Annotated in this window: 19 protein-coding genes and 1 pseudogene; 13 read left to right on the top strand and 7 right to left on the bottom strand. The window is 66.7% G+C overall.

Annotation, left to right across the window (positions count from 1 at the left end; translation table 11 throughout):
* Positions 1 to 2: 2 nt before the first annotated feature.
* Positions 3 to 2,798, bottom strand: coding sequence for a [protein-PII] uridylyltransferase (locus tag QX070_RS04730; RefSeq protein ID WP_315735314.1), 2,796 nt, complete (start codon positions 2,796 to 2,798; stop codon positions 3 to 5).
* A gap of 196 nt (positions 2,799 to 2,994) precedes the next feature.
* On the opposite strand from QX070_RS04730, the gene QX070_RS04725 reads away from it, so the two are divergent.
* The 5 genes from QX070_RS04725 to QX070_RS04705 all read left to right on the top strand — a co-directional run bounded on the left by QX070_RS04725 (position 2,995) and on the right by QX070_RS04705 (position 7,483).
* A complete protein-coding gene (locus QX070_RS04725) occupies positions 2,995 to 3,969 on the top strand; it encodes an aliphatic sulfonate ABC transporter substrate-binding protein (protein ID WP_315735312.1) in 975 nt (324 codons plus the stop codon).
* A 293-nt stretch (positions 3,970 to 4,262) separates the two neighbouring features.
* Entirely contained in the window at positions 4,263 to 5,108 is an 846-nt protein-coding gene (locus QX070_RS04720; protein WP_315735310.1) for an ABC transporter permease, read from the top strand.
* Positions 5,108 to 5,893 carry an ABC transporter ATP-binding protein gene (locus QX070_RS04715; protein WP_315735308.1) on the top strand — a complete coding sequence of 262 codons (786 nt, stop codon included), beginning with the start codon at positions 5,108 to 5,110 and terminating at the stop codon, positions 5,891 to 5,893. The genes QX070_RS04720 and QX070_RS04715 overlap by 1 nt, the downstream gene beginning before the upstream one ends.
* 56 nt (positions 5,894 to 5,949) lie before the next feature.
* Complete coding sequence (locus QX070_RS04710) at positions 5,950 to 6,459, top strand: OsmC family protein (RefSeq protein WP_315715155.1); 510 nt, start codon at positions 5,950 to 5,952, stop codon at positions 6,457 to 6,459.
* 220 nt (positions 6,460 to 6,679) lie between these two features.
* On the top strand, positions 6,680 to 7,483 hold the full coding sequence (locus tag QX070_RS04705) for a hypothetical protein (protein WP_315735306.1): 804 nt from the start codon (positions 6,680 to 6,682) through the stop codon (positions 7,481 to 7,483).
* 217 nt (positions 7,484 to 7,700) lie between these two features.
* Here QX070_RS04705 and mutS read toward each other — a convergent pair whose 3' ends face one another.
* Positions 7,701 to 10,433 carry a DNA mismatch repair protein MutS gene (mutS, locus tag QX070_RS04700; RefSeq protein WP_315735305.1) on the bottom strand — a complete coding sequence of 911 codons (2,733 nt, stop codon included), beginning with the start codon at positions 10,431 to 10,433 and terminating at the stop codon, positions 7,701 to 7,703.
* Positions 10,434 to 10,794: 361 nt separating this feature from the next.
* Between mutS and pcaF the strand changes: the two genes are divergently transcribed.
* The 4 genes and pseudogenes from pcaF to QX070_RS04680 all read left to right on the top strand — a co-directional run.
* Complete coding sequence (pcaF, locus tag QX070_RS04695; protein WP_315735304.1) at positions 10,795 to 12,003, top strand: 3-oxoadipyl-CoA thiolase; 1,209 nt, start codon at positions 10,795 to 10,797, stop codon at positions 12,001 to 12,003.
* Positions 12,004 to 12,135: 132 nt separating this feature from the next.
* Positions 12,136 to 13,029: a dioxygenase gene (locus QX070_RS04690; protein ID WP_315735303.1), complete on the top strand. Its 894-nt coding sequence runs from the start codon at positions 12,136 to 12,138 to the stop codon at positions 13,027 to 13,029.
* A 59-nt stretch (positions 13,030 to 13,088) separates the two neighbouring features.
* Positions 13,089 to 14,153 carry a phosphotransferase gene (locus QX070_RS04685; protein ID WP_315735302.1) on the top strand — a complete coding sequence of 355 codons (1,065 nt, stop codon included), beginning with the start codon at positions 13,089 to 13,091 and terminating at the stop codon, positions 14,151 to 14,153.
* Positions 14,154 to 14,325: 172 nt separating this feature from the next.
* Positions 14,326 to 14,601, top strand: a pseudogene (locus tag QX070_RS04680) (SPFH domain-containing protein); the annotation flags it as partial.
* Between the two features lie 359 nt (positions 14,602 to 14,960).
* On the opposite strand, the gene QX070_RS04675 reads toward QX070_RS04680, so the two are convergent.
* From QX070_RS04675 to QX070_RS04665, 3 genes are read right to left on the bottom strand one after another with little or no spacing between them, the layout of a single operon-like run.
* Positions 14,961 to 16,520, bottom strand: coding sequence for a DHA2 family efflux MFS transporter permease subunit (locus tag QX070_RS04675; protein ID WP_315735301.1), 1,560 nt, complete (start codon positions 16,518 to 16,520; stop codon positions 14,961 to 14,963).
* Positions 16,521 to 16,526: 6 nt separating this feature from the next.
* The gene (locus QX070_RS04670; RefSeq protein ID WP_315735300.1) at positions 16,527 to 17,675 is read right to left on the bottom strand and encodes an HlyD family secretion protein; all 1,149 of its coding nucleotides are present in this window, start codon (positions 17,673 to 17,675) and stop codon (positions 16,527 to 16,529) included.
* A complete protein-coding gene (locus tag QX070_RS04665) occupies positions 17,668 to 18,147 on the bottom strand; it encodes a MarR family transcriptional regulator (protein WP_315735298.1) in 480 nt (159 codons plus the stop codon). Before QX070_RS04665 ends, QX070_RS04670 begins: the two co-directional genes overlap by 8 nt.
* A 175-nt stretch (positions 18,148 to 18,322) precedes the next feature.
* Between QX070_RS04665 and QX070_RS04660 the strand changes: the two genes are divergently transcribed.
* The 4 genes from QX070_RS04660 to QX070_RS04645 all read left to right on the top strand — a co-directional run bounded on the left by QX070_RS04660 (position 18,323) and on the right by QX070_RS04645 (position 22,210).
* Positions 18,323 to 18,814 (top strand): Fur family transcriptional regulator, encoded by a 492-nt coding sequence (locus QX070_RS04660; protein ID WP_315735296.1) that lies wholly within the window; start codon positions 18,323 to 18,325, stop codon positions 18,812 to 18,814.
* A gap of 199 nt (positions 18,815 to 19,013) precedes the next feature.
* Entirely contained in the window at positions 19,014 to 19,967 is a 954-nt protein-coding gene (locus QX070_RS04655; RefSeq protein WP_315735294.1) for a DMT family transporter, read from the top strand.
* Between the two features lie 13 nt (positions 19,968 to 19,980).
* Positions 19,981 to 21,294, top strand: coding sequence for a flavodoxin-dependent (E)-4-hydroxy-3-methylbut-2-enyl-diphosphate synthase (gene ispG / locus QX070_RS04650; RefSeq protein WP_315735292.1), 1,314 nt, complete (start codon positions 19,981 to 19,983; stop codon positions 21,292 to 21,294).
* Between the two features lie 403 nt (positions 21,295 to 21,697).
* Positions 21,698 to 22,210, top strand: coding sequence for a GNAT family protein (locus QX070_RS04645; RefSeq protein ID WP_315735290.1), 513 nt, complete (start codon positions 21,698 to 21,700; stop codon positions 22,208 to 22,210).
* A gap of 176 nt (positions 22,211 to 22,386) precedes the next feature.
* Here QX070_RS04645 and QX070_RS04640 read toward each other — a convergent pair whose 3' ends face one another.
* Entirely contained in the window at positions 22,387 to 23,994 is a 1,608-nt protein-coding gene (locus QX070_RS04640; RefSeq protein WP_315735288.1) for a Na+/H+ antiporter, read from the bottom strand.
* A 30-nt stretch (positions 23,995 to 24,024) separates the two neighbouring features.
* Complete coding sequence (locus QX070_RS04635; RefSeq protein WP_315735286.1) at positions 24,025 to 24,399, bottom strand: nuclear transport factor 2 family protein; 375 nt, start codon at positions 24,397 to 24,399, stop codon at positions 24,025 to 24,027.
* Positions 24,400 to 24,451 lie beyond the last annotated feature (52 nt).

Below are 24,451 nucleotides of genomic sequence, written 5' to 3'. Positions count from 1 at the left end.
TCTCATGCCGCCGGTTGGGCGGCCGCGTCGTCGTTCGCCAACAAATGCAGCAGCGCGCTCTTGATCGCCGCCTGCCGGGTCGGCGCGTTGATCTGCGCGCCCAGGAGGTCGGTGACGTAGAACACGTCGCGGGCGCGTTCGCCGAAGGTGGCGACATGGGCCGACGCGATGTTGAGATTCAGCTTCGAGATCGCCGTCGTCAGCTCGTACAGCAGGCCGGGGCGGTCGAGGCCGGAGACCTCGATGACGGTGTAGAGCTCCGACCATTGATTGTTGATGGTCACTTCCGGCTCGACCGAGAACGCCTTGTGCTGCTTGCCGCGCGTCGTCCGCCGCGCCACGGCGTCCGGCAGCCGCAGCTTGCCCTCCAGCACCTGCTCGATGGTCTCGCCGATCCGGGTCGCACGCCGGCCCTCGTCCTCATCGCGCTCATACTCGCGGGAGATCGCGATGGTATCGAGCGCGCGGCCGTCGGTCGTGGTATAGATCTGGGCATCGACGATGTTCGCCCCGGCGGAGGCGCAGGCGCCGGCGATGATCGACAGCAGCCACGGATGGTCCATCGCGAAGATCGTCAGCTCGGTCACGCCGCGCGCCGGATCGAAGCCGACATTGATCGCGAGCTTGTGGCCGGCATCCTCGCTCGATCGCACGAAGCGGGCATGGCGGATCTTGCGCGGCAGCTCGACCTTGAGCCAGTAGGCCGGATAATGCCGGCCGATATAGGTGTTGAGCTCGTCCTCGGGCCAATCGGTGAAGGCGTTGCGGAATTCAGCCTGCGCCGCGGTGATGCGCTTGGCGCGGTTGACCTCGGAGAAGCCGCCGGTCAGCACCGGCTCGGTCTCGTAGTAGAGCGTGCGCAGCAGTTGCGCCTTCCAGCCGTTCCAGACGCCGGGGCCGACGCCGCGGATGTCGGCGGTGGTCAGGATCGTCAGCAGCTTCATCTGCTCGACGGACTGCACCACGGCGGCGAAATTCTCGATCGTCTTGCGGTCCGACAGGTCGCGCGACTGCGCCACCGTCGACATCGTCAGATGCTCCTCGATCAGCCAGGCGACCAGCTCCGTGTCGGCATTGTTGAAGCCCAGCCGCGGGCACAGCCGGCGCGCGATCTTGGCGCCGGCGATGGAATGGTCCTCGGGCCGTCCCTTGGCGACGTCGTGCAGCAGCACGGTGATGTAGATGACGGCGCGGTGCTCGGGCCGGATCTTGCGCATCAGGTCGGAGGCCAGGGTGAACTCGTCGATGCCGCCGCGCTCGATCTCCTGCAGAAAGCCGATGCAGCGGATCAGGTGCTCGTCGACCGTGTAATGATGATACATGTTGAACTGCATCATCGACACGATGCGGCCGAAGGCGCGGATGAAGTGGCCGAGCACGCCGGTCTCGTTCATCCGCCGCAGCACGACCTCGGCATCGTTGGAGGTCAGGATCTCCATGAACAGCCGGTTGGCCTCGGGCTCGTCGCGCAGCTCGGTGTTGATCAGGTTCAAGGAGCGCGTGACCGCGCGCATCGCGTCGGGATGGAAGGCGAGGTTGTTCTTCTGCGCCAGCCGGAAGATGCGGATCAGATTGACCGGATCGTGCTTGAAGACGTCGGGCGCGGCGAGGTTGATGCGGTTGTTGTCGACGATGAAGTCGTCACTCTCCGGCACGCGCCGCCAGGTCGAGCCGGTGGTCAGGCGCGAGATCATCCGGCTCAGCACCGGCGCCGGCTTGGCCTGTTGGTCCTCGAGCTTGGCGCACAGGATGGCGGTAAGATTGCCGACCTCCTTGGCGACCAGGAAGTAGTGCTTCATGAAGCGCTCGACATCCTGCATGCCGGGATGGCTGGTGTAGCCCAGCCGCACCGCGATCTCGCGCTGCAGGTCGAATGACAGCCGTTCTTCCGGACGCCCGCTGACGAAATGCAGGTTGCAGCGCACCGACCATAGGAAGTCCGCGCAGCGCCGGAAGGTGCGGTATTCATGCGCGTCGAACACGCCGCGCTCGACCAATTCGGCGGTCTCGCGCACGCGATAGACGTATTTGGCGATCCAGAACAGCGTATGCAGGTCGCGCAGGCCGCCCTTGCCGTCCTTGACGTTGGGCTCGACGAGATAGCGCGACTGGCCGCCGCGGCGGTGCCGCTCCTCGCGCTCGGCTAGCTTGGCGGCGACGAACTCGGCGGCGGTGCCCTGCACCACCTCGTTGTCGAAGCGCGCGACCAGCTCGTCATAGAGCGGCCGGTCGCCGGCGAGATAGCGCGTCTCCAGGATCGCGGTGCGGATGGTCATGTCGCCGCGCGCCTGGCGGATCGACTCGTCGACCGAGCGGGTCGCATGGCCGACCTTCAGCCCCATATCCCACAGCGAGTAGAGAATGGCTTCGGCGACCTGCTCGCCCCAGGCGGTCTGCTTGTAGGGCAGGATGAACAGGAGATCGATGTCGGACTCCGGCGCCATCAGGCCGCGGCCATAGCCGCCGGTGGCGACCACCGCCATGCGCTCGGCGCCGCTCGGCACCTGCGAGCGGTAGAGGTGTTGGGTGGCCGCGGCGTAGAGGATGCGGATGATCTCGTCCTGCACGAAGCAGAGCTGCTCGGCGCAGCGCCGGCCGTGGCGGTCCTTCAGCAGTTGCGCCTGGGCCGCTGCGCGCGCCTTGACCAGCTCGGCCTTGAGGAATTGCACCACCGCCGCGCGGAACATGTCCTCGCGGCCCGAATGCTGCGCGGCCAACGTGTCGACCGCAACCGCGATGCCGGCGCTGTCGAAATCGGAAAGGCTATCGGGGTGGGAATTGGGGGCGACGCTGTCCATGGATGCAACCGGATATCGAACAAGGCCTGTGCTGTCACGAAACTTCCAATGCAACAATCGATCCATGCTGTCATCGGTGGTCACGGGATGATGATCGTTCTGAATGGTGCCGTCGAAAGGAAAAGCAATTCTCGCGCGCCCCTGGCATAACTCATTGAAACCACAGCAATGTTTCTTGAGGCTTGGAGGGGTGACGATGGGTGGATTGTCGAGGCGCGGATTTGCTGCGGTTGCGGCCGTGGTTCTCCTGGGATGCGGCGCTGCACGCGCGGCCGAGCCGGTGAAGGAGATCCGCTTGGACTGGGCGACCTACAATCCGGTGTCGCTGGTGCTGAAGCAGAAAGGACTTCTGGAGAAGGAGTTCGCCAAGGACGGCATCAGCATCGTCTGGGTGCAGTCGGCCGGCTCCAACAAGGCGCTCGAATTCCTCAACGCCGGCTCGCTCGATTTCGGCTCGACCGCCGGCTCGGCGGCGCTGGTCGCCAGGATCAACGGCAATCCGATCAAGTCGGTCTACGTCTATTCGCGGCCCGAATGGACCGCGCTGGTCACGGCCAAGGATTCCAAGATTGCCTCCGTGGCTGACCTCAAGGGCAAGCGGGTCGCGGTGACCCGTGGTACCGATCCGCACATCTTCCTGGTGCGCGCGCTGTTGTCAGCCGGCCTCACCGACAAGGACATCACGCCGGTATTGCTGCAGCACGCCGACGGCAAGGCGGCGCTGATCCGCGGCGACGTCGACGCCTGGGCCGGGCTCGATCCGATGATGGCGCAGGCCGAGGTCGAGGAGGGCGCCAGGCTGTTCTACCGCAAGGCCGACGCCAACACCTGGGGCATCCTCAACGTCCGTGAGCAGTTCCTGAAGGACAATCCCGAGATCGTCCGCCGCGTGCTCGCCACCTACGAGGTCGCACGCAAGGACGCGCTGGCTAATTACGACGACCTGAAGAAGACCTTCATCGCCGTGACCAAGCTGCCGGAGGCCGTCGTCGACAAGCAGCTCAAGGAGCGCACCGAGCTCACCCATAGCCGCATCGGCGCACCCCAGCGCGAGTCGATTTTGGCTGCTGGCCTCGCTTTGCAGCAGGCCGGTGTCGTCGATGCCAAGGTGGATGTGAAGGTGACGCTGGATGCCCTGATCGACGACCAGGTCCCGCTGCCGACGAACTAGAACGCACGAAGCACTGTTGCAGATACAACCAATGCTGCAGACAAAATAACGGTGTCGTCCCGGACAAGCCCGCCAGCGCGGAAGCGCTGGCGGGCGCAGATCCGGGACCCATACTCCGTGAAGGTCGTTGGGAGGTAGGCTGGAGCGGCATCTCGTCTCACCACGGCGGCCGCGGAGTATGGGTCCCGGTTCAAGGCCGGGACGACAGCAAGTTAGGAGCGCCGTCCTCGGCCCCATTACCATCCACCACCATCACCACGCCTTGCATTCCCGCGCGGGACACTGTTCTCACTATGACCATGACCGTCGAATTGCAGGCGCCGGCTGCCGCCATACCCCAGACTGCTCGCCAGCCATGGCTCACGCGGCTGACGCGCCCGCTGCTCGGCTTGCTGCTGCCGCTGTCGCTCGCACTCGCCTGGGAGCTTGCCGTCCGGGCCGGCTGGTCCAACGGCCGGCTGGTGCCGCCGCCCTCGAAGGTCTTCACCACCATCGGCGAGCTCGCCCGCTCCGGCGAACTCTCCCGCCACATCACGATGACCTTGACCCGCGTCGGCGTCGGTTTTGGCCTCGGCGTCATTGCCGGAACTGTCCTCGGCGGCATCTGCGGCTATTGGGGCCTCGCCCGGCGGCTGGTCGATCCCACCATCCAGGCGTTGCGCGCGATTCCCTCGATCGCCTGGGTGCCGTTGTTCATCCTGTGGCTCGGCATCTTCGAGACCTCCAAGGTGGCGCTGATCGCGGTCGGCGTATTCTTCCCGGTCTATCTCGGCCTGACCGGCGCGATCCTCTCGGTCGACCGCAAGATCGTCGAGGTCGGCCGCATCTTCCGTCTCTCCGGGCCGGCGATGATCCGCCGCATCCTGCTGCCCGCGGTGCTGCCGGCGTACGTCGTGTCGCTGCGCGTCGGCCTCGGCTTGGGGTGGATGTTCGTCGTCGCCGCCGAGTTCATGGGGGCGTCGGAAGGGCTCGGCTACCTCCTGATCGACGGCCAGCAGCTCGGCAAGCCGGCGCAGATCGTGGCGGCCATCGTGATCTTCGCCATCATCGGCAAGGCGACCGACTGGCTCCTGGAGATCGCCACCGCGCCGCTGTTGCGCTGGCAGGACAGCTTCGCACGCCAGAGCGGGGCCGCCTGATGTTGTCGTTGCAAGCCGTCACCAAGGTCTATCCCAACGGCGTCCACGCGCTGGAGCGGTTCTCGGCCGAGATCCAGCTCGGCGAGATCATCGCCATCATCGGCGGCTCCGGCTGCGGCAAGTCGACCTTGCTGCGCGCCGTCGCCGGGCTCGACCGCGCCAGCGCCGGCGCCGTGACGCTCGACGGCGAGGCGATCACGGCGCCGCATCCCAAGGTCGGCATCATCTTCCAGGAGCCGCGGCTGCTGCCGTGGCTCACGGTCGCCGACAACATCGGCTTCGGCCTGTCCGAGCTGCCGGCGGCCGAGCGCCGCGATCGCGTCGCGCGCGCGCTCGAACGTGTCGGCCTCGCCGACAAAGCGAAGGTCTGGCCGCGCGAATTGTCCGGCGGCCAGGCGCAACGCGTCGCGATCGCCCGCGCATTGGTGGCGCAGCCGGAGGTGCTCCTGCTCGACGAGCCGTTCTCTGCGCTCGATGCCTTCACCCGCAAGGACCTGCAGGACCATCTGCTCGATCTCTGGGCCGATACGCGCCCGACGCTGGTGCTCGTGACCCACGACGTCGAGGAAGCCGTGGTGCTGGCCGACCGCGTGCTGGTGATGCGGCCGCATCCGGGCCGGCTGTTCGAGGAGATCACCATCAATCTGTCGCGGCCGCGCGACCGCAACGCGCCCTTGTTCGAGCAGTTCAGGCGCCATGTGCTCACTGCACTGGACCGCTCGCTCGACCGGACGATGCCGGACACGCAGGGCAGGCGTGACGCCGGCGGCGGCCTGTGGTGGTGACTTTGGCGGCCCGGCCCGGTACATCTCGTCCGAAAGGACTCCGGGAGAGAACGACAATGGATGCTGCCGAGCTGCGCGCCATGCAGGCGCCGATCAAGGAACGCTACAAGGCCGATCCGTCCGCCGCCGTCATCACGCTGAAGGCCAAGGGCGAGGTCGGGCAGGAGGGGCTGACCTGCAAGCTCGAGACCGGGCGCGCGATGGCGGTGGCCGGCCTGCATCCGGGGACCGGCGGCTCCGGGCTCGAGCTGTGCTCCGGCGACATGCTGCTGGAGGCGCTGGTCGCCTGCGCCGGCGTGACCTTGAAATCGGTCGCGACCGCGGTCGAGGTGCCGCTCAAGAGCGGCCACGTGTTCGCCGAAGGCGATCTCGATTTCCGCGGCACGCTCGGCGTCGACAAGGAGGCCCCGGTCGGCTTCCAGGAGATCCGCCTGCGCTTCGAGGTCGACACGGATGCTCCGCAGGACAAGCTCGACCTGCTGCTCAAGCTCACCGAGCGCTATTGCGTGGTGTATCAGACCATCAAGAACGGGCCGAAGGTGTCGGTCAGCCTGAAGCGGGTGTGAGGTCGCCCTCGCCTTGCCGCTGATGACGACAAGCCACCGAGGCTTGCCCGGTCTGCGCCTCCCCCGCGTACGGGGGAGGTCGCCGTGCATCGCAGATGCGCGGCGGGTGGGGGAATTCTCTCCACACAACGCACCCATCATCACCACCCGAGCCGCGCCCCCACCCCGGCCCTCCCCCGCAGGCGGGGGAGGGAGATCACTGTCCGCGCAGCATGAGCTGATGTCCCTCGATCCCTCCTTCCTGCTGCTGCTGACCTTGCGCATGGCGATCGCGGCGTCGTTCGTGGTGTCGGCGTCGATGATCGCCGAGCGCACCGGGCCCGTCATCGGCGCGCTGGTCGCGACGCTGCCGATCTCGGCGGGGCCGACCTACGTGTTCCTGGCGCTGGATCACGATGCCGCCTTCATCGCGCAGGGCGCGCTGACCAGCCTGCCGATCAATGCCGCCACGATCTTCCTCAGCCTTGCCTATGCCGTGCTGGCGCAGCGCCGCAGCGTGCTGGTGGCAAGCGCCACCGCGGTGGCGGTGTGGCTCGGCCTCGCGGTGCTGATCAAGAGCGTGCAGTGGACGTTGTTGATGGGCATCGCCGCCAACGTCGTGACGTTCGCCATCTGCCTGCCGCTGCTGCAGCGCTATCGCCATGCCAAGATGCCGCTACTCACGCGGCGCTGGTACGACGTGCCGCTGCGTGCCTCGCTGGTCGCAACGCTCGTCGCCACCGTCACCTCGGTCTCCGGCTGGGCCGGCCCCAGCGTCTCCGGCATCCTGGCGCTGTTTCCGATCGTCTTCACCTCCATGATGCTGATCCTGCAGCCGCGCATCGGCGGTCCCGCCACCGCCGCCGTGCTGGCCAATGGCGCCTGGGGCCTGATCGGCTTCTCGCTCGCAGTCGTCGTGCTGCATCTCGGCAGCCTGCATCTCGGCGCTACAGTCGGATTGAGCGGTGCGCTCGCGACCTGCGTCGGCTGGAATCTCGGCCTGTGGTGGCTGGGGCGACGGAAGGCAGCTCGTCAGCTTGCGTAGGGTGGGCAAAGCGAAGCGTGCCCACCGAGTTGCATGTCACGCTGCAAATGGTGAGCACGACGCCTCGCGTCTTTGCCCACCCTACGGCACCGTGAACTCATCTCTCTGTCATTCCGGGGCGACGCCGCAGGCGGCGAGCCCGGAATCCATCTGGCTGCATGCGCTGACGAAGGATGGATTGCAGGTTCGCGCTGCGCGCGCCCCGGAATGACGGCAACTACTTGTTCGGCAGTTTCGACTTCAGTTGATACAGCGCGTCCATCGCCTCGCGCGGGGTCATCTCGTCCGGATGCAGCGCCTTCACGGCGGCGATCAGCTCCTCTGCCTCCTTCGACATCGCGGGCTCCGCAGCCGCGCGCGAGGGCACCGCGAACAGCGGCAGGTCGTCGACCAAAACGCGCGCGCTCTGGCCGCGGTCCTGGGCCTCCAGCTTCGCCAACACCGATTTGGCGCGGCTGATCACGGCCGGCGGCAGGCCGGCGAGCTTCGCGACCTGGATGCCGTAGGAGCGGTCGGCCGAGCCCGGCAGCACCTCGTGCAGGAACACGACGTCGCCCTGCCATTCCTTGACGCGGACCGTGGCGTTGAACAGCCGTGGCAGCTTGGCAGCGAGGGCTGTCAGCTCATGGTAATGCGTCGCGAACAGCGTGCGGCAGCGGTTGCTCTCGTGCAGGTGCTCGATCGCCGCCCAGGCGATGGAGAGGCCGTCGAAGGTCGCGGTGCCGCGCCCGATCTCGTCGAGGATCACCAGCGCGCGCTCGCCGGCCTGGTTGAGGATCGCCGCGGTCTCGACCATCTCGACCATGAAGGTCGAGCGTCCGCGCGCCAGATCGTCGGCGGCGCCGACGCGCGAGAACAGCCGGTCGACGATGCCGATGCGGGCACGGCTCGCCGGCACGAATGAGCCGATCTGGGCGAGCAGGGCAATCAGCGCGTTCTGGCGCAGGAAAGTGGATTTACCCGCCATGTTGGGGCCGGTGAGCAGCCAGAGCTGACCGCTCTTGTGCCCCGGCGTCGGCGACAGGTCGCAGGAATTGGCGATGAACGGCTGGCCTTCGCGCTTGAGTGCCTGCTCCACCACGGGATGGCGGCCGCCCTCGATGGCGAAGCCGAGCGAGCCGTCGACCTCCGGGCGGACGTAGTTGTCGTCGACCGCGAGCTTGGCCAGCGCGGTGGCGACATCGAGCATCGCAAAGCCGTGCGCGGCAGCGCGCAGATCATCGCCGATCGCAAGCGCCTGTGCGCAGAGCCGGTCGAAGATCTCGAGCTCGAGATTGAGCGCGCGTTCGCCGGCATTGGCGATCTTGGCCTCGATCTCGCCGAGCTCCGACGTGGTGAAGCGCACCTGGCCGGCGAGGGTCTGGCGGTGGATGAAGGTCGCGTTCAACGGCGCCGACATCAGCTTGTCGCCGTGCTGCGCGGTGACCTCGACGAAATAGCCGAGCACGTTGTTGTGCCGGATCTTTAAGCCTTTGACGCCGGTCTGGTCGGCGTAGCGCGCCTGCATCGACGCCACGACGAGCCGCGACGCGTCGCGCAGATTGCGCGTCTCGTCGAGCGTCGCGTCGTACCCGGCGCGGACGAAACCGCCGTCGCGCTTGATCAGCGGCAGCTGCTCGTCGAGTGCGCGGGCGAATTCCTCGGCGAGCGCCCGCGTGGGCCGTGCCAGCGCCGCCATCACGGACGTGACGTCTTGCGGCGGCTGCTCCAGCGCGGATAACCGCGCGAGCGCCTGGTCGGCGGCAAGGATGCCGTCGCGCAAGGCGGCGAGATCGCGCGGGCCGCCGCGGCCGACCGAGAGCCGCGCCATCGCCCGGGTCATGTCGGGCGCACCGCGCAAGATGGAGCGGATGTCCTCGCGTGCGGCGCCATCGGCAACGAACGTGGCGACTGCATCGAGGCGGCGGCCGATCTGCGCCGGCTCCGTCAGCGGCGCGGCGAGCCGCTGCGCCAGCAGCCGCGAGCCGGCGGATGTGACCGTGCAGTCGATGGCGTCCAGCAGCGAGCCGCGCCGCTCGCCGGCGAGCGTGCGCGTCAGCTCGAGATTGGCGCGGGTCGCCGGATCGATTGCCATGGTGCTGCCGGTCGCCTCGCGGGCCGGCGGCGCCAGCGGCGGGCGCTGGCCCACTTGGGTGCGCTCGACATAGGTGACGCAGGCAGCGGCGGCCGTCGCCTCCAGCCGCGACAGCACTGCGAGGCCGTCCATGGTGGCGACCGCGAAATAGTCGCACAGCCGCCGTTCGGCGGTAGCGCCGTCGAACACGTCGCGCGTCAGCGGTGTGACCGCGGCGAGTTCGCGCAGCACCGGCTCGAAGATCGCATCCGAATACAGCGCATCCGAGATGATCACCTCGTTCGGATTGATGCGGGCGAGCGTCGCGGTCAGCTCGGCGAACGCGCATTCGGTGACGATGAAGTCCGAGGTCGAGATGTCGATCCAGGCGAGCCCGAGCCGGTCGCCGCCGGAGGAGCCGCGGCTGCGCGCGATCGATAACAGATAGTTGTTGGCGCGCGCATCGAGCAGATTGTCTTCCGTCAGCGTGCCCGGCGTCACCACGCGCACCACGCCGCGCTTGACCACGCTCTTGTTGCCGCGCGCCCGCGCCGCCGCCGGATCCTCCATCTGCTCGCAGACCGCGACGCGGATGCCCTGCGCGATCAGCCGGTGCAGATAGTCCTCGGAGCGCTCGACCGGCACGCCGCACATCGGGATGTCCTGGCCCTGGTGCTTGCCGCGCTTGGTCAGCACGATGCCGAGTGCCTTCGATGCGACCTCGGCGTCCTCGAAGAACAGCTCGTAGAAGTCGCCCATCCGGTAGAACAGCATCAGGCCCGGATGCGCCGCCTTGATCTCGAGATACTGCTCCATCATCGGCGTGAGCTTGGCCGGCGCCTCGGCGGGCGCGGCGTCGGGCGGAACCGGGGCGGAGATGGGCTGCTGGATCGTCATGGCGCGGAAACTAGCCAATTTGCCCGGACGGTCCTACCGCTTTGCGGGCGATGTCCCGGTTTTCCACGATGAGCGGTGCCTGCTGTTGCACCTCCCCCGCTTGCGGGGGAGGTCGTATCGCATCGAAGATGCGATACGGGTGGGGGAAGTCTCTCCTCACGGGGATTCTCGCTTGGGGCTGCCCCCACCCCAGCCCTCCCCCGCAAGCGGGAGAGGGCGCCCACCGTTCGTGAGGCGAGAGCGTCGCATCCAGCAGCTTGAGCGCATGCCACCCCGCGCTCCCGTCATTTGACCTGCTCCCATCGCACTCCTAAAACCGCCGTCAATTCTGACCAGAAACACGAAAGTTCGGGAGAGAGCGATGCGAGACGTGTTTATTTGTGATGCGGTGCGGACCCCGATCGGCCGCTTCGGCGGCTCGCTGGCGAAAGTGCGCACCGACGATCTCGCGGCGACACCGCTGAAGGCGCTCAAGGCCAAGCATCCAAATCTCGACTGGGCGGCGGTCGACGAGGTGTTCTTCGGCTGCGCCAACCAGGCCGGCGAGGACAACCGCAACGTCGCGCGTATGGCGCTGCTGCTCGCGGGCCTGCCGGATTCAATTCCCGGCCAGACCTTGAACCGTCTCTGCGCCTCAGGTCTCGACGCGGTCGGCGCGGCGGGACGTGCGATCCGCGCCGGCGAGGTCGATCTCGCGATCGCCGGCGGCGTCGAATCGATGACGCGGGCGCCGTTCGTGCAGGGCAAGGCGACCGAGGCGTTCTCGCGCTCGGCCGAGATCTTCGACACCACGATCGGTTGGCGCTTCATCAATCCCTTGATGAAGCAGCAGTACGGCGTCGATTCGATGCCGGAGACCGGCGAGAACGTCGCCGAGGAATTCCAGGTGTCGCGCGCCGACCAGGACGCGTTCGCGATCCGCTCCCAGCAGCGCGCCGGAAAGGCCATCGCCTCGGGCTATTTCGCCGCCGAGATCACGCCGGTGTCGGTGCCCGGCGGCAAGGCAGGGCCCGTGACCGTCGACAAGGACGAGCATCCGCGCCCCGAGACCACGCTCGAAGGCCTCGCCAAGCTGAAGCCGATCGTGCGCAATCCGGGCACGGTGACCGCCGGCAACGCCTCCGGTGTCAATGACGGCGCGGCTGCGATGATTCTCGCGTCGGAGGCCGCCGTGAAGAAGCACGGCCTCACGCCGCGCGCGCGCGTTCTCGGCCTCGCCTCGGCCGGCGTGCCGCCCCGCATCATGGGCATCGGCCCGGTGCCGGCAGTGCGCAAGCTGATGGAGCGGCTCGGCCTGAAGATCACCGATTTCGACCTGATCGAGTTGAACGAGGCGTTCGCGTCTCAAGGCATCGCCTGCCTGCGCCAGCTCGGCGTCGCCGACGATGCCGATTTCGTCAACCCGCATGGCGGCGCCATCGCGTTGGGACATCCGCTCGGCATGAGCGGCGCGCGCATCGCGATGACCGCGGTGCACGGGCTCGAGGTCCGCGGCGGCAAGCGTGCGCTCGCCACGATGTGCGTCGGCGTCGGCCAGGGCGTCGCGCTGGCGGTCGAGACGATCAAATGACGAAGCGCTAAGCGCTTCGTCATTCCGGGGCAGCCCGCAGGGCTGAACCCGGAATCTGGAGATGAGTCCCAACAATTTCGAGATTCCGGGTTCGATGCTTTCGCATCGCCCCGGAATGACGGAGAATTGACCATGACCATCTCCCGCGAACAGGACGTCACGCTGGCCGTGCTGGCGGTGATGGAGCAGACCACCAATCCGCGGCTGCGCGAGATCATGGTGTCGCTGATCAAGCACCTGCACGGCTTCGTCCGCGATGTCAGGCTGACCGAGGCCGAATTCCGCGAGGCCGCCGCCCTCGTCGCCGAGCTCGGTCAGCGCACGAACGACACCCACAACGAGGTGGTGCTGATGGCCGGCTCGCTCGGCGTCTCGCCGCTGGTCTGCCTGCTCAACAATGGCGATGGCGGCAACACCGAGACCGCGCAGTCGCTGCTCGGTCCGTTTTGGCGGCTGAACTCGCCTGTTACCGCGAACGGCGGCTCGATCGTGCGCTCGGCGACACCAGGGCCGGCGTTGTTCGTCAATGGGCGCGTCGTCGATCCCCATGGCGCGTCGGTCGCGGGCGCCGAGGTCGACGTCTGGCACGCCTCCCCGGTCGGCACCTACGAGAACCAGGACCCGGAGCAGGCCGACATGAACCTGCGCGGCAAGCTCGCGACCGATGCCGATGGCCGCTTCTGGTTTCGCTCGGTGATGATGGTCGGCTATCCCATCCCGACCGACGGGGTCGTCGGCCGCCTTCTGAAGGCGCAGGGCCGCCATCCTTATCGGCCGGCGCATCTGCATGCGCTGATCGTCAAGCCGGGATTCAAGGTCCTGATCTCGCAGGTCTACGACCCCAACGACCCGCACATCGACAGCGACGTCCAGTTCGGCGTCACCAACGCGCTGCTCGGCAACTTCATTCGCCACGACACGCCGCACCCGACCGAGCCCGACGTCACCACGCCCTGGTATTCGCTCGATCACGTCTACCGGATGGAGATCGGCGACACCGTGCTGCCGCGCGCGCCGATCAAGTAGCGCTTCGGAATATCCATGCTAGTGTGGGCAAGCTGCAACCCTGAAGGGACGGCGCCCACATGTCCTCCACCGACTTGCCGTCCGTTGCCAAGCCTGCCGCGTTGACGGCGACGATGCGTGAGGCGGGTGTGCTCGAGTCCGGCGCGGTCTCGGACGTCGCCGTGATCAGCGACCGGCCGATGCTGGTGTCGCGCATCATCCGCCTTGGTTTGTCCTATAGCGGCGCGGCCCCGGACGCGCCCAGGACGCTGATCCTGAAAATCCCGATGCCGGCCTTCGCCAAGACGCTGTGGCGGGGCGGGCGCCACGAGGTCGACTTTTATCGCGGACTGGCGCGGCTCATGCCGACGGGCCTGGTGCCCGGCTCTTACGGCGGCGCGTGGGACGAAGCCGCGCTCACCTGGCACTTGTTGCTCGAGGATCTCACCGACACGCACCAGACGGCGACGCCATGGCCGCTGCCGCCCGCGCTGCCCCAGGCCGAGGGGATCGTGCGGGCGCTTGCGCGGCTGCATGCGGCGTGGTGGGACGATCCGCGGCTTGGCGTGTCCATCGGCAGCTTAGCGACCGCGGACGAGCGCGCCGAGCGCGGCAGGACCTTTGCCGGCCACTATCAGCGCTTCGCCGATCAGTTGGGAGACCGCCTGAGCGCGGACCGGCGCGCGGTCTACGAACGCCTGATGGCGGCGACGCCGCGGCTCTCGGAACGCTATCTGTCGCGGCGAAACCTCAGCATTGCGCATGGCGACGCGCATGTCTGGAATTTTCTGGTGCCGAAGGCCGCCGACAGCGACGACGTGCGCGCGTTTGATTTCGACCAGTGGCGGATCGGCGTGCCCGCGAACGATCTCGTCTACATGATCGCGCTGCAGATCTATCCCGACCGTCGGGCGCGGATCGAGCGGCCGTTGCTCGACAGCTATCATCAGACATTGGTCGCAGGCGGTGTGACCGGCTACGACAGGGCGTCGCTGGATCAGGACTATCGTCTCGCCGTGCTCTGGCACATCGCCCAGCCGGTCTGGCAATGGGCGATCCAGCTCCCGCCGGTGATCTGGTGGAATAATCTCGAGCGCATCTTCCTTGCGTTCGACGATCTCGGCTGCCGCGAATTGCTGGACTGACGGCGCCTCCCTCGAGACAGGGCCGCACGCGCGCGGCGAGGTCTTTGTCGGTACACGTCACTGCGGTGCATTTGCCGTCGTCGCTACCAGCGCCCTCAACGATTACCAGGGATTGTTCGCCGGCCTTAAACCGCCGGCTAGCATCGGCGCGACATATCGGCATGGGCATGGCGTCGAGGCGAAGTTCGTCGACGGCCTGCGCTCGGTCGCGGCGACGATGGAGCTGCTGGACCTGCAGGAGAAGCGCTCGGAGTTCGTCAAGCACGTCCAGGCCGCGGTCGAGGCCGACGTGCAGTCCAACGGCCTGGAGCTGGAATCGGTCTCGCTGACCAAGCTCGACCAGACCGACATCTCGTTCTTCAACGCCGAGAACTTCTTCGACGAGCGCGACATCGCCAACAAGACCGCGAGCACCCGTGCCGAGGTGGCGAGCGCGACGCAGACGGCGTGGCAGACGGGTCGGCGCCCGCTGACGCTCTGCGTCATCGGGCTTGCCCGGGACGACAGCGGAGGTTCTCGGTTCGGGATTCTTGATACCGTCAGCCCGCGACGCGAGCGACCAATTCCCCCGGGGCTGGGGGCGGCGCTGGAGGAGCCACCGCCCCCGCCCGGCACATCACGAGTGGGGCGCTCATGAAGTGCAGTCCCTGCGCGCAACTCATACGCAGAGAACCGAGTGGGGTGAGCAGAAGATAGCCGGAAACGCGCCGGATTGAAGTTACAAATCCATCACGTCGCGGTCACCTTTTTGCTATCCCGGTCCCGCTGCGTCTCAACAGCGCACGCTTTTTCCGTCGCGGGGAACGGTCACTCCATCACCGCGTGATCGGCCGGTGCCGCCTGCGCGCGCAGTGCCGTCCGAGTCGAGCCGATCATGACCGCGAGCGGGATCGAGACCAGGATGAACATCATGACCAGCTGGTAGTCGTGCGAGAAGGCGAGGATCTGCGCCTGCACCATCACCATCGCATCGGCCATCGCGCGGCCGGCATCCGTGGACAGGTTCAGGAGGCCGGCAACATTGGGCATCTGCAGCGCGTGATTGAACGGGTTGATGTGCTCGACCAGGATCGCATGGTTCCGCCGCGTTCCCTCGGTGAGCTGCGCGATCGCAATGGAGATGCCGATCGAGCTTGCGACATTTCGCACCAGGGTCAGCATCGAGGTTCCATCAGTCCGTAGCTCGCCTGGCAGCGTCAGGAACGCAACCGTCGACAGCGGCACGAAGACGAGGCCGAAGCCAAACCCCTGCATGATGCTGATGGTGATGATCTCGGGCACGCCGGTCTGGTCGGTCCACGCCGTCATCTGGAACAGCGACAGCGCCGTGAGCGCAAGCCCGACGACGATCAAGGTGCGGGCCTCGATATAGCGCAGCATCCGCCCGACCAGCATCATCGCGACGAACGTACCGCAGCCGCGCGTCGCCAACAGCACGCCGGCGGTGATGATGGGATAGCCGATGACGTTCTGCAGATAGGGCGAGGACAGCGCCATGGTCGAGAACAGCACGAGGCCCATCACCGTCATGAACACGCAGCCGCCGACGAAATTGCGGTCCTTGAACAGCGCGAACTGGATGAACGGGCGCTGCGTCGTCAGCGAATGCGCCAGGAAATAGTAGAAGCCGACGCCGGCGACGATGAACTCGATGATGATCTCGTTGCTCTCCAGCCAGCCCTGATCCTCGCCGCGGTCGAGTGCGATCTGCAGCGAGCCGATGCCGATGGCGAGCGCAGCGAACCCGAACCAGTCGAAGGTCAGTTCCGCGTTCGGCTTGGTCTCCTCCATGAACGCCATCAGGCCGAGCACGGTCACGGCGCCGAACGGCAGGTTGACGAAGAACACCCAATGCCAGGAATAGGTCTCGGTCAGCCAGGCGCCCAGCGACGGCCCCATGATCGGACCGAGCATCACGCCCATGCCCCAGATCGCCATCGCCTTGGCGCGCTCATGCAGCGCGTAGGAATCGAGCATGACGGCCTGCGACAGCGGTACCAGGGAGGCGCCGAACACGCCCTGCAACAGGCGGAACAGCACCATCTGGGTGATGTCCTGGGCAAGCCCGCACATCACGGACGCGATGGTGAAGCCGGCCGAGCAGACGATGAAGGTGCGCTTGCGGCCGAAGCGGTTGGCGATCCATCCCACCGGCGCGGTCATGATCGCGGCCGCGACGATGTAGGACGTCAGCACCCAGTTGATCTGGTCCTGCGAGGCCGACAGCGTGCCCTGCATGTAGGGCAGGGCGACGTTGGCGATGGTGGTGTCGAGCGCCTGCATGATCGTCGCCGTCATGGCGCAGATCGTTACCATGTTGCGGCGGAATCCCGGAACCGCCGATGATGAGGCCGCCGGCGCAGTCATGGCGCGCTACTCCTCCTTCTCCGCCGCATGCGCCGCTCCGAACAGCCCGGCCAGCGTACGCTCGTGGCCGGTGTCGATCGATACGTTGACGCTCATGCCGGCCTTCAGCCTGGCGACGAACCTGTCGGTCTTGTCGAAATGGATCCTGACAGGCACGCGCTGCACGACCTTGACGAAGTTTCCGCTCGCGTTCTGCGGCGGCAGGATCGCGAACTGCGCGCCGGTGCCCGGCGACAGCGAGCCGACCGTGCCCTTGAAGCGATGGTTCGGGAAGGCGTCGACGTCGAGTTCGACCGGCTGGCCGACCGCGACATAGGTGAAGTCGCTCTCCTTCGGATTGGCGTCGACCCAGGGATTGCCGACATCGATCACCGAGAACACCGGCGTGCCCGCGGTGACGAAGCGGCCGAGCTGGATCTGGTCGACCTGCGTGGCGATGCCGGGCATCGGCGCGCGCAAGGTGGTGTGGTCGAGATCGCGCTGGGCGTCCTCGAGCTTGGCCTTGGCCTGGATGTAGGGCGGGAACTGTTCCAGCGGCAGCTCGGGATTGCCGAGCAGCTGCGTTTTCGCGTTCGATAGCTGCTGCTTGATGTACTGCGCCTGCGCGCTCGCCGTCACCAGCGCATTCGCGGCGTTGTCGAGGTCGAGCTGCGAGCCGAATTTGTTCTTGGCGAGCGTCTGCTTGCGTTCGACGTCCTTCTGCTTCAGCTCGATGCCCTGCTGGGCCAGGTCGAGCATCTGGCCGTAGATCTTGATGTTGGCGGTGAGGTTGTCGTAGGTGGTCCGCGCCTGCTCCAGCGCCGCCTTGGTCTGGTCGACCGCGAGGCGGTAGGGCACGGGATCGATCTCGAACAGCTCGTCGCCCTTTTGCACCTGCTGGCCTTCCTTGACGACGACCTTGATGATCTTGCCGGAGATGTCGGGGGTGATGAGCACCTTCTGGGCGCCGACATAGGCGTCGTCTGTCGTCACGTAGCGGCCGCCGTTGAGATAGAGCACGAGGCCGCCGACGGCGGCGACGAGCGGCAGCACGACCAGCAGCAGCGTGCGACGGTAGCGGCGGACGAATCCGGGGCGCGCCGGCTTTTCGGCGTCGGCCGCCGCATCCGAGCCGGCTTTCTGTTCGGGGGCGAGTTTCAGGGCGGGCTCAGCCATAGTGCTGCTCCTTTCGCTGCTCGTCGCACAACGACTGCAGGGCGTTTCTCACGTTTTCTTTGATGGCCTCGAGGTGGGTCATCAGCCGCTCGGCGTCGTCGGCGCTGATGCCCTGAAGGGCGGTGTCGGTCAGATCGCCGCGCAGCACCGCGAGCTTCGCGAGCAGCGGACGCGCGGCCTTCTTCAGATAGAGCCGGTTGACGCGGCGGTCGGTGTCGTCGCCGCGCCGCTCGATCAGCCCAGCGTCGGCGAGCTTGTCGATCAGCCGCGTCAGCGTGATCGGCTGCATCTCCATCTGCTCGGCGAGCTCGGACTGCTTCATCCCCTCGTTGCGCTCCACCTTGGCGAGCACGGCCCATTGCGCGCGGGTCATGCCGAAGCGCGCCGCCTCCTTGTCGGCATAGGCGCGCACCAGGCGCTGCAGCTCGCCGAGCGTAAACAGGAAATTCACGTCCGCGGACGTGCGGGTCATGGCGGATCTCGATTCAGTGGCGGAAGAAATTGAGCTTTGGCTGTAATGAGCCTCCGATATAATAAGCAAGCTTATGAATATTTGATGGCCCCGCCGAGCGCACCGGCCCCGCCGAAGATGCATGGCTCGGCCGCGGCCTTTGGCGAGACCGGCCCGAGATGCTAGATTGTCGGCAATGACCCTCGCAAAGCCCACCTTCCCGGCGCCGGACCACGACCATGGCCGCTGCGCGGCCGATGCCCTGGACCATGCCGAGCGCATCTGCGCTCAGCGCGGCCAGAAGTTCACGTCGCAGCGCCGCCAGGTGTTGGAGGCGCTGCTGTCGAGCCACCGGCCGCTCGGGGCCTACGAGATCATCGAGGAACTTGCCAAGGTGACCGCGCGGCCCGCGCCGATCACCGTGTACCGCGCGCTCGAGTTCCTGATGGCGAACGGCCTGGTGCACCGCATCGAGAGCCGAAATGCCTTCCTCGCCTGCGCCCACGACCACGAGCAGACCGCGCTGGTGGCGTTCCTGATCTGCGAGAGCTGCGGCGCCGTTGGCGAGGTTCCGGCTGCGCCGATCGCGGAAAGCCTGAAGCTGGCCGCTGCGGCAACGGGCTTCACACCGAAGCTTTCCGTCGTCGAGATCACCGGGTTGTGCGCGCATTGCCAGAGGGTCGCGTGAGGTCCGTCACTGCGGCCGAAGCTATACACGTGTGAATGACTGTCGTATTCGAGGTTCAGCGCGAGAACGGTGCGCGCAGGGAGAGGCCAGCACCGCCGCCGCTCTACCTCCGCATCATCTCCGACCGACAAAGACAAAGCTGACCACACCTTGATGGCGGTCCGAATACAAAGAAGCGCGCCAGGGAGCCAACGTCCTCGTGTCCGCAACGTCAACCTCATCCGCCGCGACCCGGCCGCTCGGCCTGGGCGCGATCGCCGTCATCCTCGTGCTGTGCCTGTCCTGGGCGTTCAATCAGATCGCGGTGAAGCTCGCGCTGCCTGAAATTCCGCCGCTGCTGCAGGCCACCTTCCGTTCGCTCGGTGCGCTGCCGGTGCTGCTGGTGTTCGCGCGGGTGCGCGGCGTGAAGATGTTCGAGCGCGACGGCACGCTGGGGCTCGGCCTGGTGGCAGGCCTGCTGTTCGGCTTGGAATTCGTGCTGATCTATCAGGGCCTGCTGCTGACCTCGGCGTCGCGCGCCATCGTGTTCCTGTATACCGCGCCGTTCTTCGTCGCGCTCGGCTCGTTCCGCTTCCTCGGCGAGCGGATGGGGCCGGCGCAATGGGGCGGGCTGGCGCTCAGCTTCACCGGTGTGGCGCTGGCGATCGGCATTCCCCAGGCCGATGTCGACGGCCGCGTGCTGCTCGGCGATCTCCTGGTGGTCGGCGGCGGCCTGCTCTGGGGTGTGACCACGGTGTTCGTCAAAGGCACCCGGCTGCGCTTCATCGCGCCCGAGCGGGCATTGGGGTACCAGGTCGCGGTCTCTGTCCCGATCATGGCCGTGGCGGCGCTCATTGCCGGGGAGCGGTTGACCCAGGTTCCCAGCCCGTTCGTGATCGGCCTGATGGCCTACCAGTCGATCTGGGTGGTCGGGACCACGTTCACGATCTGGTTCGCCCTGATCAAGGCCTACTCGGCCAGCAAATTGTCGGCATTTACCTTCATCACCCCTTTATTCGGGGTGGTGGCGAGCTATTTCATCCTGCATGACGCCCTGACGCTGGCCTTTGGCCTGGCTGCCGTGCTTGTGATCGTTGGGCTTTTTCTCGTAAACCGCCCGAACCGCGTGGTCCTGGCCGCGACTGATCCATTGCTGAATGTCACCAAAACCTGATATCCGAGCGCCCATGAACAAGCCCGAGATCCTGACCGAGAACACCTCAGCGTCCGATGTCGCCGGACCCGCTCCCCGGCATCAGACCACCCGCGTCATGGTCGGCAACGTCGCCGTCGGCGGCGGCGCCCCGATCGTGGTGCAGTCGATGACCAACACCGACACCGCCGACGTCGACCAGACGGTGGCCCAGGTTGCAGCGCTGGCGCGCGCCGGGTCCGAGATGGTCCGCATCACGGTCGACCGCGAGGAGGCCGCCGCGGCCGTCCCGCAGATCCGCGAGCAACTCGACAAGCGCGGCATCACCACGCCCTTGATCGGCGACTTCCACTATATCGGCCACAAGCTGCTGACCGACTATCCGGCCTGCGCCGAGGCGCTGGCGAAGTACCGCATCAATCCCGGCAACGTCGGTTTCAAGGACAAGCGCGACACGCAGTTCTCGACCATCATCGAGCTCGCCAACAAATACGGCAAGCCGGTGCGCATCGGCGCCAATTGGGGCTCGCTCGATCAGGAGCTGCTCAGCAAGCTGATGGACGAGAACGCCGCCTCCGCGAACCCGCGCGATGCGCGCGCGGTGATGCGCGAAGCCATGGTGCAGTCGGCATTGCTGTCGGCCGCCCGGGCCCAGGAGCTCGGCATGCCGAAGGACCGCATCATCCTGTCGGCCAAGGTCTCGGCCGTGCAGGACCTGATCGCGGTCTATCAGGACCTCGCCGCACGCTCCGACTACGCCATCCATCTCGGCCTCACCGAGGCCGGCATGGGCTCGAAGGGCATCGTCGCCTCCTCGGCGGCGCTCGGCATCCTGCTGCAGCAGGGCATCGGCGACACCATCCGCATCTCGCTGACCCCGGAGCCCGGCGGCGACCGCACCCTCGAAGTGCAGGTCGCGCAGGAGCTGCTGCAGACCATGGGCTTCCGCACCTTCGTGCCGCTGGTTGCGGCGTGCCCGGGCTGCGGCCGCACCACCTCGACCACGTTCCAGGAGCTGGCGCGCTCGATCCAGGATTTCATCCGCGAGGAGATGCCGTCCTGGAAGACGCAATATCCCGGCGTGGAAGCGCTCAACGTCGCCGTCATGGGCTGCATCGTCAACGGCCCCGGCGAATCCAAGCATGCCAATATCGGCATCTCCCTGCCCGGCACCGGCGAAGCCCCGGCCGCGCCGGTCTTCGTCGACGGCAAGAAGTTCCGCACCCTGCGCGGGCCCACCATCGCCGCCGACTTCAAGGCGCTGGTCATCGACTACATCGACCAGCGATACGGCAGCGGCGCCAAGGCGCTTGAAAAGGCGCCGGAGAGTGTGACCGCGGCGGAGTAATAGGCTCCGCTCCGGCCCCGCCCCGGCCATCCCGCGAAGGCGCAGAGGGCCCGTTAGGCAGAACCCTCTTGGCCGTTCCTTCGAGACGACCGCCTGCGGCGGTCTCCCCAGGACGAGGACCGACGTCTCGGCGAACGAACCCTCATGGCGAGGAGCGCCGCTCGCGGCGCGTTCAGGCGATGCTCTCGCATCGCTTTGAGAACCATGAGGCCCGACTTCGCCGCGCCGACCGCGCTGCAATTGCAACCGGCGGCTGCTGGTCTCCAGCTACTCGTTCTGAAATTTTCCGCAGCGCGCGGCTGCTGCGACACGCGCCGTTGCCGTGACGACACGATCCGCCTCGCGCCGCCCCACTGCTGCCCGCATGATCGGCACCTTGAGGCCTGCTCAAGAGGACGCCTCGATGAATCTCGACATCCGCGAAATGGAACTCGCCGAGACCTCGATGGTCATCGACTACTTCTATTCGTCGAGCATCGAGCAGCTCGACGTGATGGGAATCGATCCGACGCGGATGCCGACCAGGCAGGTGTGGACCGGACTGTTCCAGACGCTCTACGACACGCCCTTGGCCGAGCGCGCGGCGCTGCTGGTGATCTGGCGGCTCGACGGCCGCCCGATCGGCTTCTCCAGTTGCGACCGCATCGTGTTCGGCAACCGCGCCCACATGCATCTGCACGTCACCGAGCCGGAGCTGCGCGGCCGCGGCCTCGGCACCGCATGCGTCCGCCGCAGTATCGATTTCTATTTTGAGCGGCTGCAGCTCAAGCAGTTGTTCTGCGAGCCGCACGCCTACAACACCGCCCCCAACCGCGCGCTGCAGAAGGCCGGCTTCCGCTACTTGAAGACCTACAAGACCGTGCCCGGCCCGATGAACTACCATCAGGCCGTGACGCGCTGGATGATCGAGCGGTGAGGGTGAGGCTCCCCTCGATAGCGGGGAGAGATGTGCGCGGCTCTATCCACGTCATTGCGAGTGCAAGCGAAGCAATCCAGGGCCGCGCAAGGATTTCTGGATTGCTTCGCTGCGCTCGCAATGACGGCGTTTGCCGCAACATCGCGTCCTACAACCCCGCCACCAGCCCTCAGCTCCTACAGCGGCACGTGCCCATATTCGCGATTGGCGAGGCTCGCCTCTTCCAGATCGAGATCGCGCTCGATGCGGCGGCGGGTTTCGTCGGTGATCTTGCCGTCGCGCAGCATCACATGGATGAATTTGCGTTCTGCCGTGATCAGCTCGCGGGTCAGCTCGATGCCGAGCGCGGATGCGTCGTTGTCCTCGGGCTTCAGACCTTCCGGGAGCTGGTTGGTCCGTACCTCGTGGCGCGCCCGCAGCAGCCGCACCACCTCGTCCGACAGCTCGCGATCGCTGGTCATCGTCTCCAGCGACCGCAAGGCGCTGTCGAGCGCCTCGCGCCGGGCCGCGATCTCCTGCTCATGCTCGCGCTGATGCTCGGCGCGACCCTGGTTGCCGACCCCGAGCCAGCGCACGACGGCCGGCAGGGTCAGGCCGAGACCGATCAGGGTGAAGAAGATCACGCCGAAGGCGATGAACAGGATCTGGTCGCGATAGGGAAACGCATCGCCGGTCGAGAGCGTCAGCGGCAGCGCCAGCGCGGTGGCGAGCGAGACCGTGCCGCGCACGCCGGTGAAGCCGATGATGAAGGTCTGCCGCCACGGCGGCAAGGGATCGCGGGCGCGCAGCGAAGAGCTCAAGAGACGCGGCAGGATGGTCGCCGGGAAGGTCCAGGCGAAGCGCGCGATCACGACGATGGCGAGCACCAGCGCGGTCGCGATCATGATGTCGTCGAGCGGAAAGACCTTCGACTTCTCGTAGATCAGCCGCATCTGGAAGCCGGTCAGCAGGAACAGCATGCCCTCGATGAGGTAGATCATCAGGTCCCAGAAGAAGATGCCCTGCAGGCGGGTTGCCGAGGAGATCCACAATGGGCCGTTCCAGCTCATGTAAAGGCCGCAGGCCACGGTCGCGATCACGCCGGAGCCGCCGACATGCTCGGGGATCCAGAACGCCAGATACGGCGTCAGCACCGACAGGGTGATCTCGACTTGCGGGTCGCGCGCGTGGTGACGGGCGCGCAGCATCAGCCAGCCGACGCCGATGCCGAAGGCGATCTCGCCAACCACGATCAGGCCGAACTCGCCGGCCGCGACCGGAAAGGAGAAGGCGCCGGTGGTGATGGCGGCCACCGCGAAGCGATAGAGGATCAGCGCTGTCGCGTCATTGGCGAGGCCCTCGCCTTCGAGGATCACCATGACCCGGCGCGGCAGATGCAGCCGGCGGGCGATGGCGAGCGGCGCCACGACGTCGGGCGGCGCCACGATGGCGCCGAGCAGGAAGCCGATGCTCCAGGGCAGGCCGAGAAGATAGTGGGTCGCCGTCGCCACAGCGGACGCCGTGAAGATCACGCAGCCGACCGCGAGCAGCACGATCGGCCGCAGATTGCGCTTGAACTCGCGCCAGCTCATCGCGACGCTCGACGAATAGATCAGCGGCGGCAGCACCACCAGCAGGACCAACTCCGGCGGCAGCGCGAACGCCGGCATCGTCGGCACGAAGGCGAGCGCGATGCCGGCGAGCATCAAGAGGATCGCCGGCGCGAGATTGGCGCGTCGCGCGATCAGGGCGGTTCCCGCCAACACGGCCAGCAGGATCAGGAATATCTGAAAGTGAGCTTCCATGGCTGGGGGCTTGGCGTCGTTGCGCCGGCGTCAATCCCGGAGGTCGTAGCGGTAGGACTTCGACACGATCTGCCAGCCGTCCTTCAGTTTCATCGCCACGAGATAATCGGTGAAATAGCGCGGCGGCAGCTGGCACCGCACCTTGATGAAGGCCGTCTTGTCGTCCGAACGGTCGATGGTGACGATGAAGTCCTCGCGCGGCTTGCCCTCGCCCTTCGCCGACGGGCGCTTGCGCACCCAGGCCAGCCAATCTGGCACGGTCAGGATCTTGAGCTCGCCATTCTCGACCCAGCGCAGGTCAGCGGTGGGGTGGAACACGGCACCGAGCTTGTCGGCCTCGCCCTCGTAGAGCGCATCGAAATAGCCCTGAACGACGGCCTCGACGGTGGAACGGTCTGTGCTCACGGCCAACTCCCTGGGAACCTGGACAAACAAGGATCGCATTTTCGATGCAAAA

Source organism: Bradyrhizobium sp. SZCCHNR1093 (assembly GCF_032381175.1).
In the GTDB taxonomy this organism is placed as follows: domain Bacteria; phylum Pseudomonadota; class Alphaproteobacteria; order Rhizobiales; family Xanthobacteraceae; genus Bradyrhizobium.
The sequence above is the reverse complement of the archived record's forward strand: the minus strand, read 5'-3'. Positions and strand labels throughout refer to the sequence as shown.

Excerpts from the sequence above, each read along its gene's own strand:
- QX070_RS04730 (WP_315735314.1), bottom strand. The coding sequence starts at position 2,798 with ATGGACAGCGTCGCCCCCAATTCCCACCCCGATAGCCTTTCCGATTTC.
- QX070_RS04725 (WP_315735312.1), top strand. The coding sequence starts at position 2,995 with ATGGGTGGATTGTCGAGGCGCGGATTTGCTGCGGTTGCGGCCGTGGTT.
- QX070_RS04720 (WP_315735310.1), top strand. The coding sequence starts at position 4,263 with ATGACCATGACCGTCGAATTGCAGGCGCCGGCTGCCGCCATACCCCAG.
- QX070_RS04715 (WP_315735308.1), top strand. The coding sequence starts at position 5,108 with ATGTTGTCGTTGCAAGCCGTCACCAAGGTCTATCCCAACGGCGTCCAC.
- QX070_RS04710 (WP_315715155.1), top strand. The coding sequence starts at position 5,950 with ATGGATGCTGCCGAGCTGCGCGCCATGCAGGCGCCGATCAAGGAACGC.
- QX070_RS04705 (WP_315735306.1), top strand. The coding sequence starts at position 6,680 with ATGTCCCTCGATCCCTCCTTCCTGCTGCTGCTGACCTTGCGCATGGCG.
- mutS (WP_315735305.1), bottom strand. The coding sequence starts at position 10,433 with ATGACGATCCAGCAGCCCATCTCCGCCCCGGTTCCGCCCGACGCCGCG.
- pcaF (WP_315735304.1), top strand. The coding sequence starts at position 10,795 with ATGCGAGACGTGTTTATTTGTGATGCGGTGCGGACCCCGATCGGCCGC.
- QX070_RS04690 (WP_315735303.1), top strand. The coding sequence starts at position 12,136 with ATGACCATCTCCCGCGAACAGGACGTCACGCTGGCCGTGCTGGCGGTG.
- QX070_RS04685 (WP_315735302.1), top strand. The coding sequence starts at position 13,089 with ATGTCCTCCACCGACTTGCCGTCCGTTGCCAAGCCTGCCGCGTTGACG.
- QX070_RS04675 (WP_315735301.1), bottom strand. The coding sequence starts at position 16,520 with ATGACTGCGCCGGCGGCCTCATCATCGGCGGTTCCGGGATTCCGCCGC.
- QX070_RS04670 (WP_315735300.1), bottom strand. The coding sequence starts at position 17,675 with ATGGCTGAGCCCGCCCTGAAACTCGCCCCCGAACAGAAAGCCGGCTCG.
- QX070_RS04665 (WP_315735298.1), bottom strand. The coding sequence starts at position 18,147 with ATGACCCGCACGTCCGCGGACGTGAATTTCCTGTTTACGCTCGGCGAG.
- QX070_RS04660 (WP_315735296.1), top strand. The coding sequence starts at position 18,323 with ATGACCCTCGCAAAGCCCACCTTCCCGGCGCCGGACCACGACCATGGC.
- ispG (WP_315735292.1), top strand. The coding sequence starts at position 19,981 with ATGAACAAGCCCGAGATCCTGACCGAGAACACCTCAGCGTCCGATGTC.
- QX070_RS04645 (WP_315735290.1), top strand. The coding sequence starts at position 21,698 with ATGAATCTCGACATCCGCGAAATGGAACTCGCCGAGACCTCGATGGTC.
- QX070_RS04640 (WP_315735288.1), bottom strand. The coding sequence starts at position 23,994 with ATGGAAGCTCACTTTCAGATATTCCTGATCCTGCTGGCCGTGTTGGCG.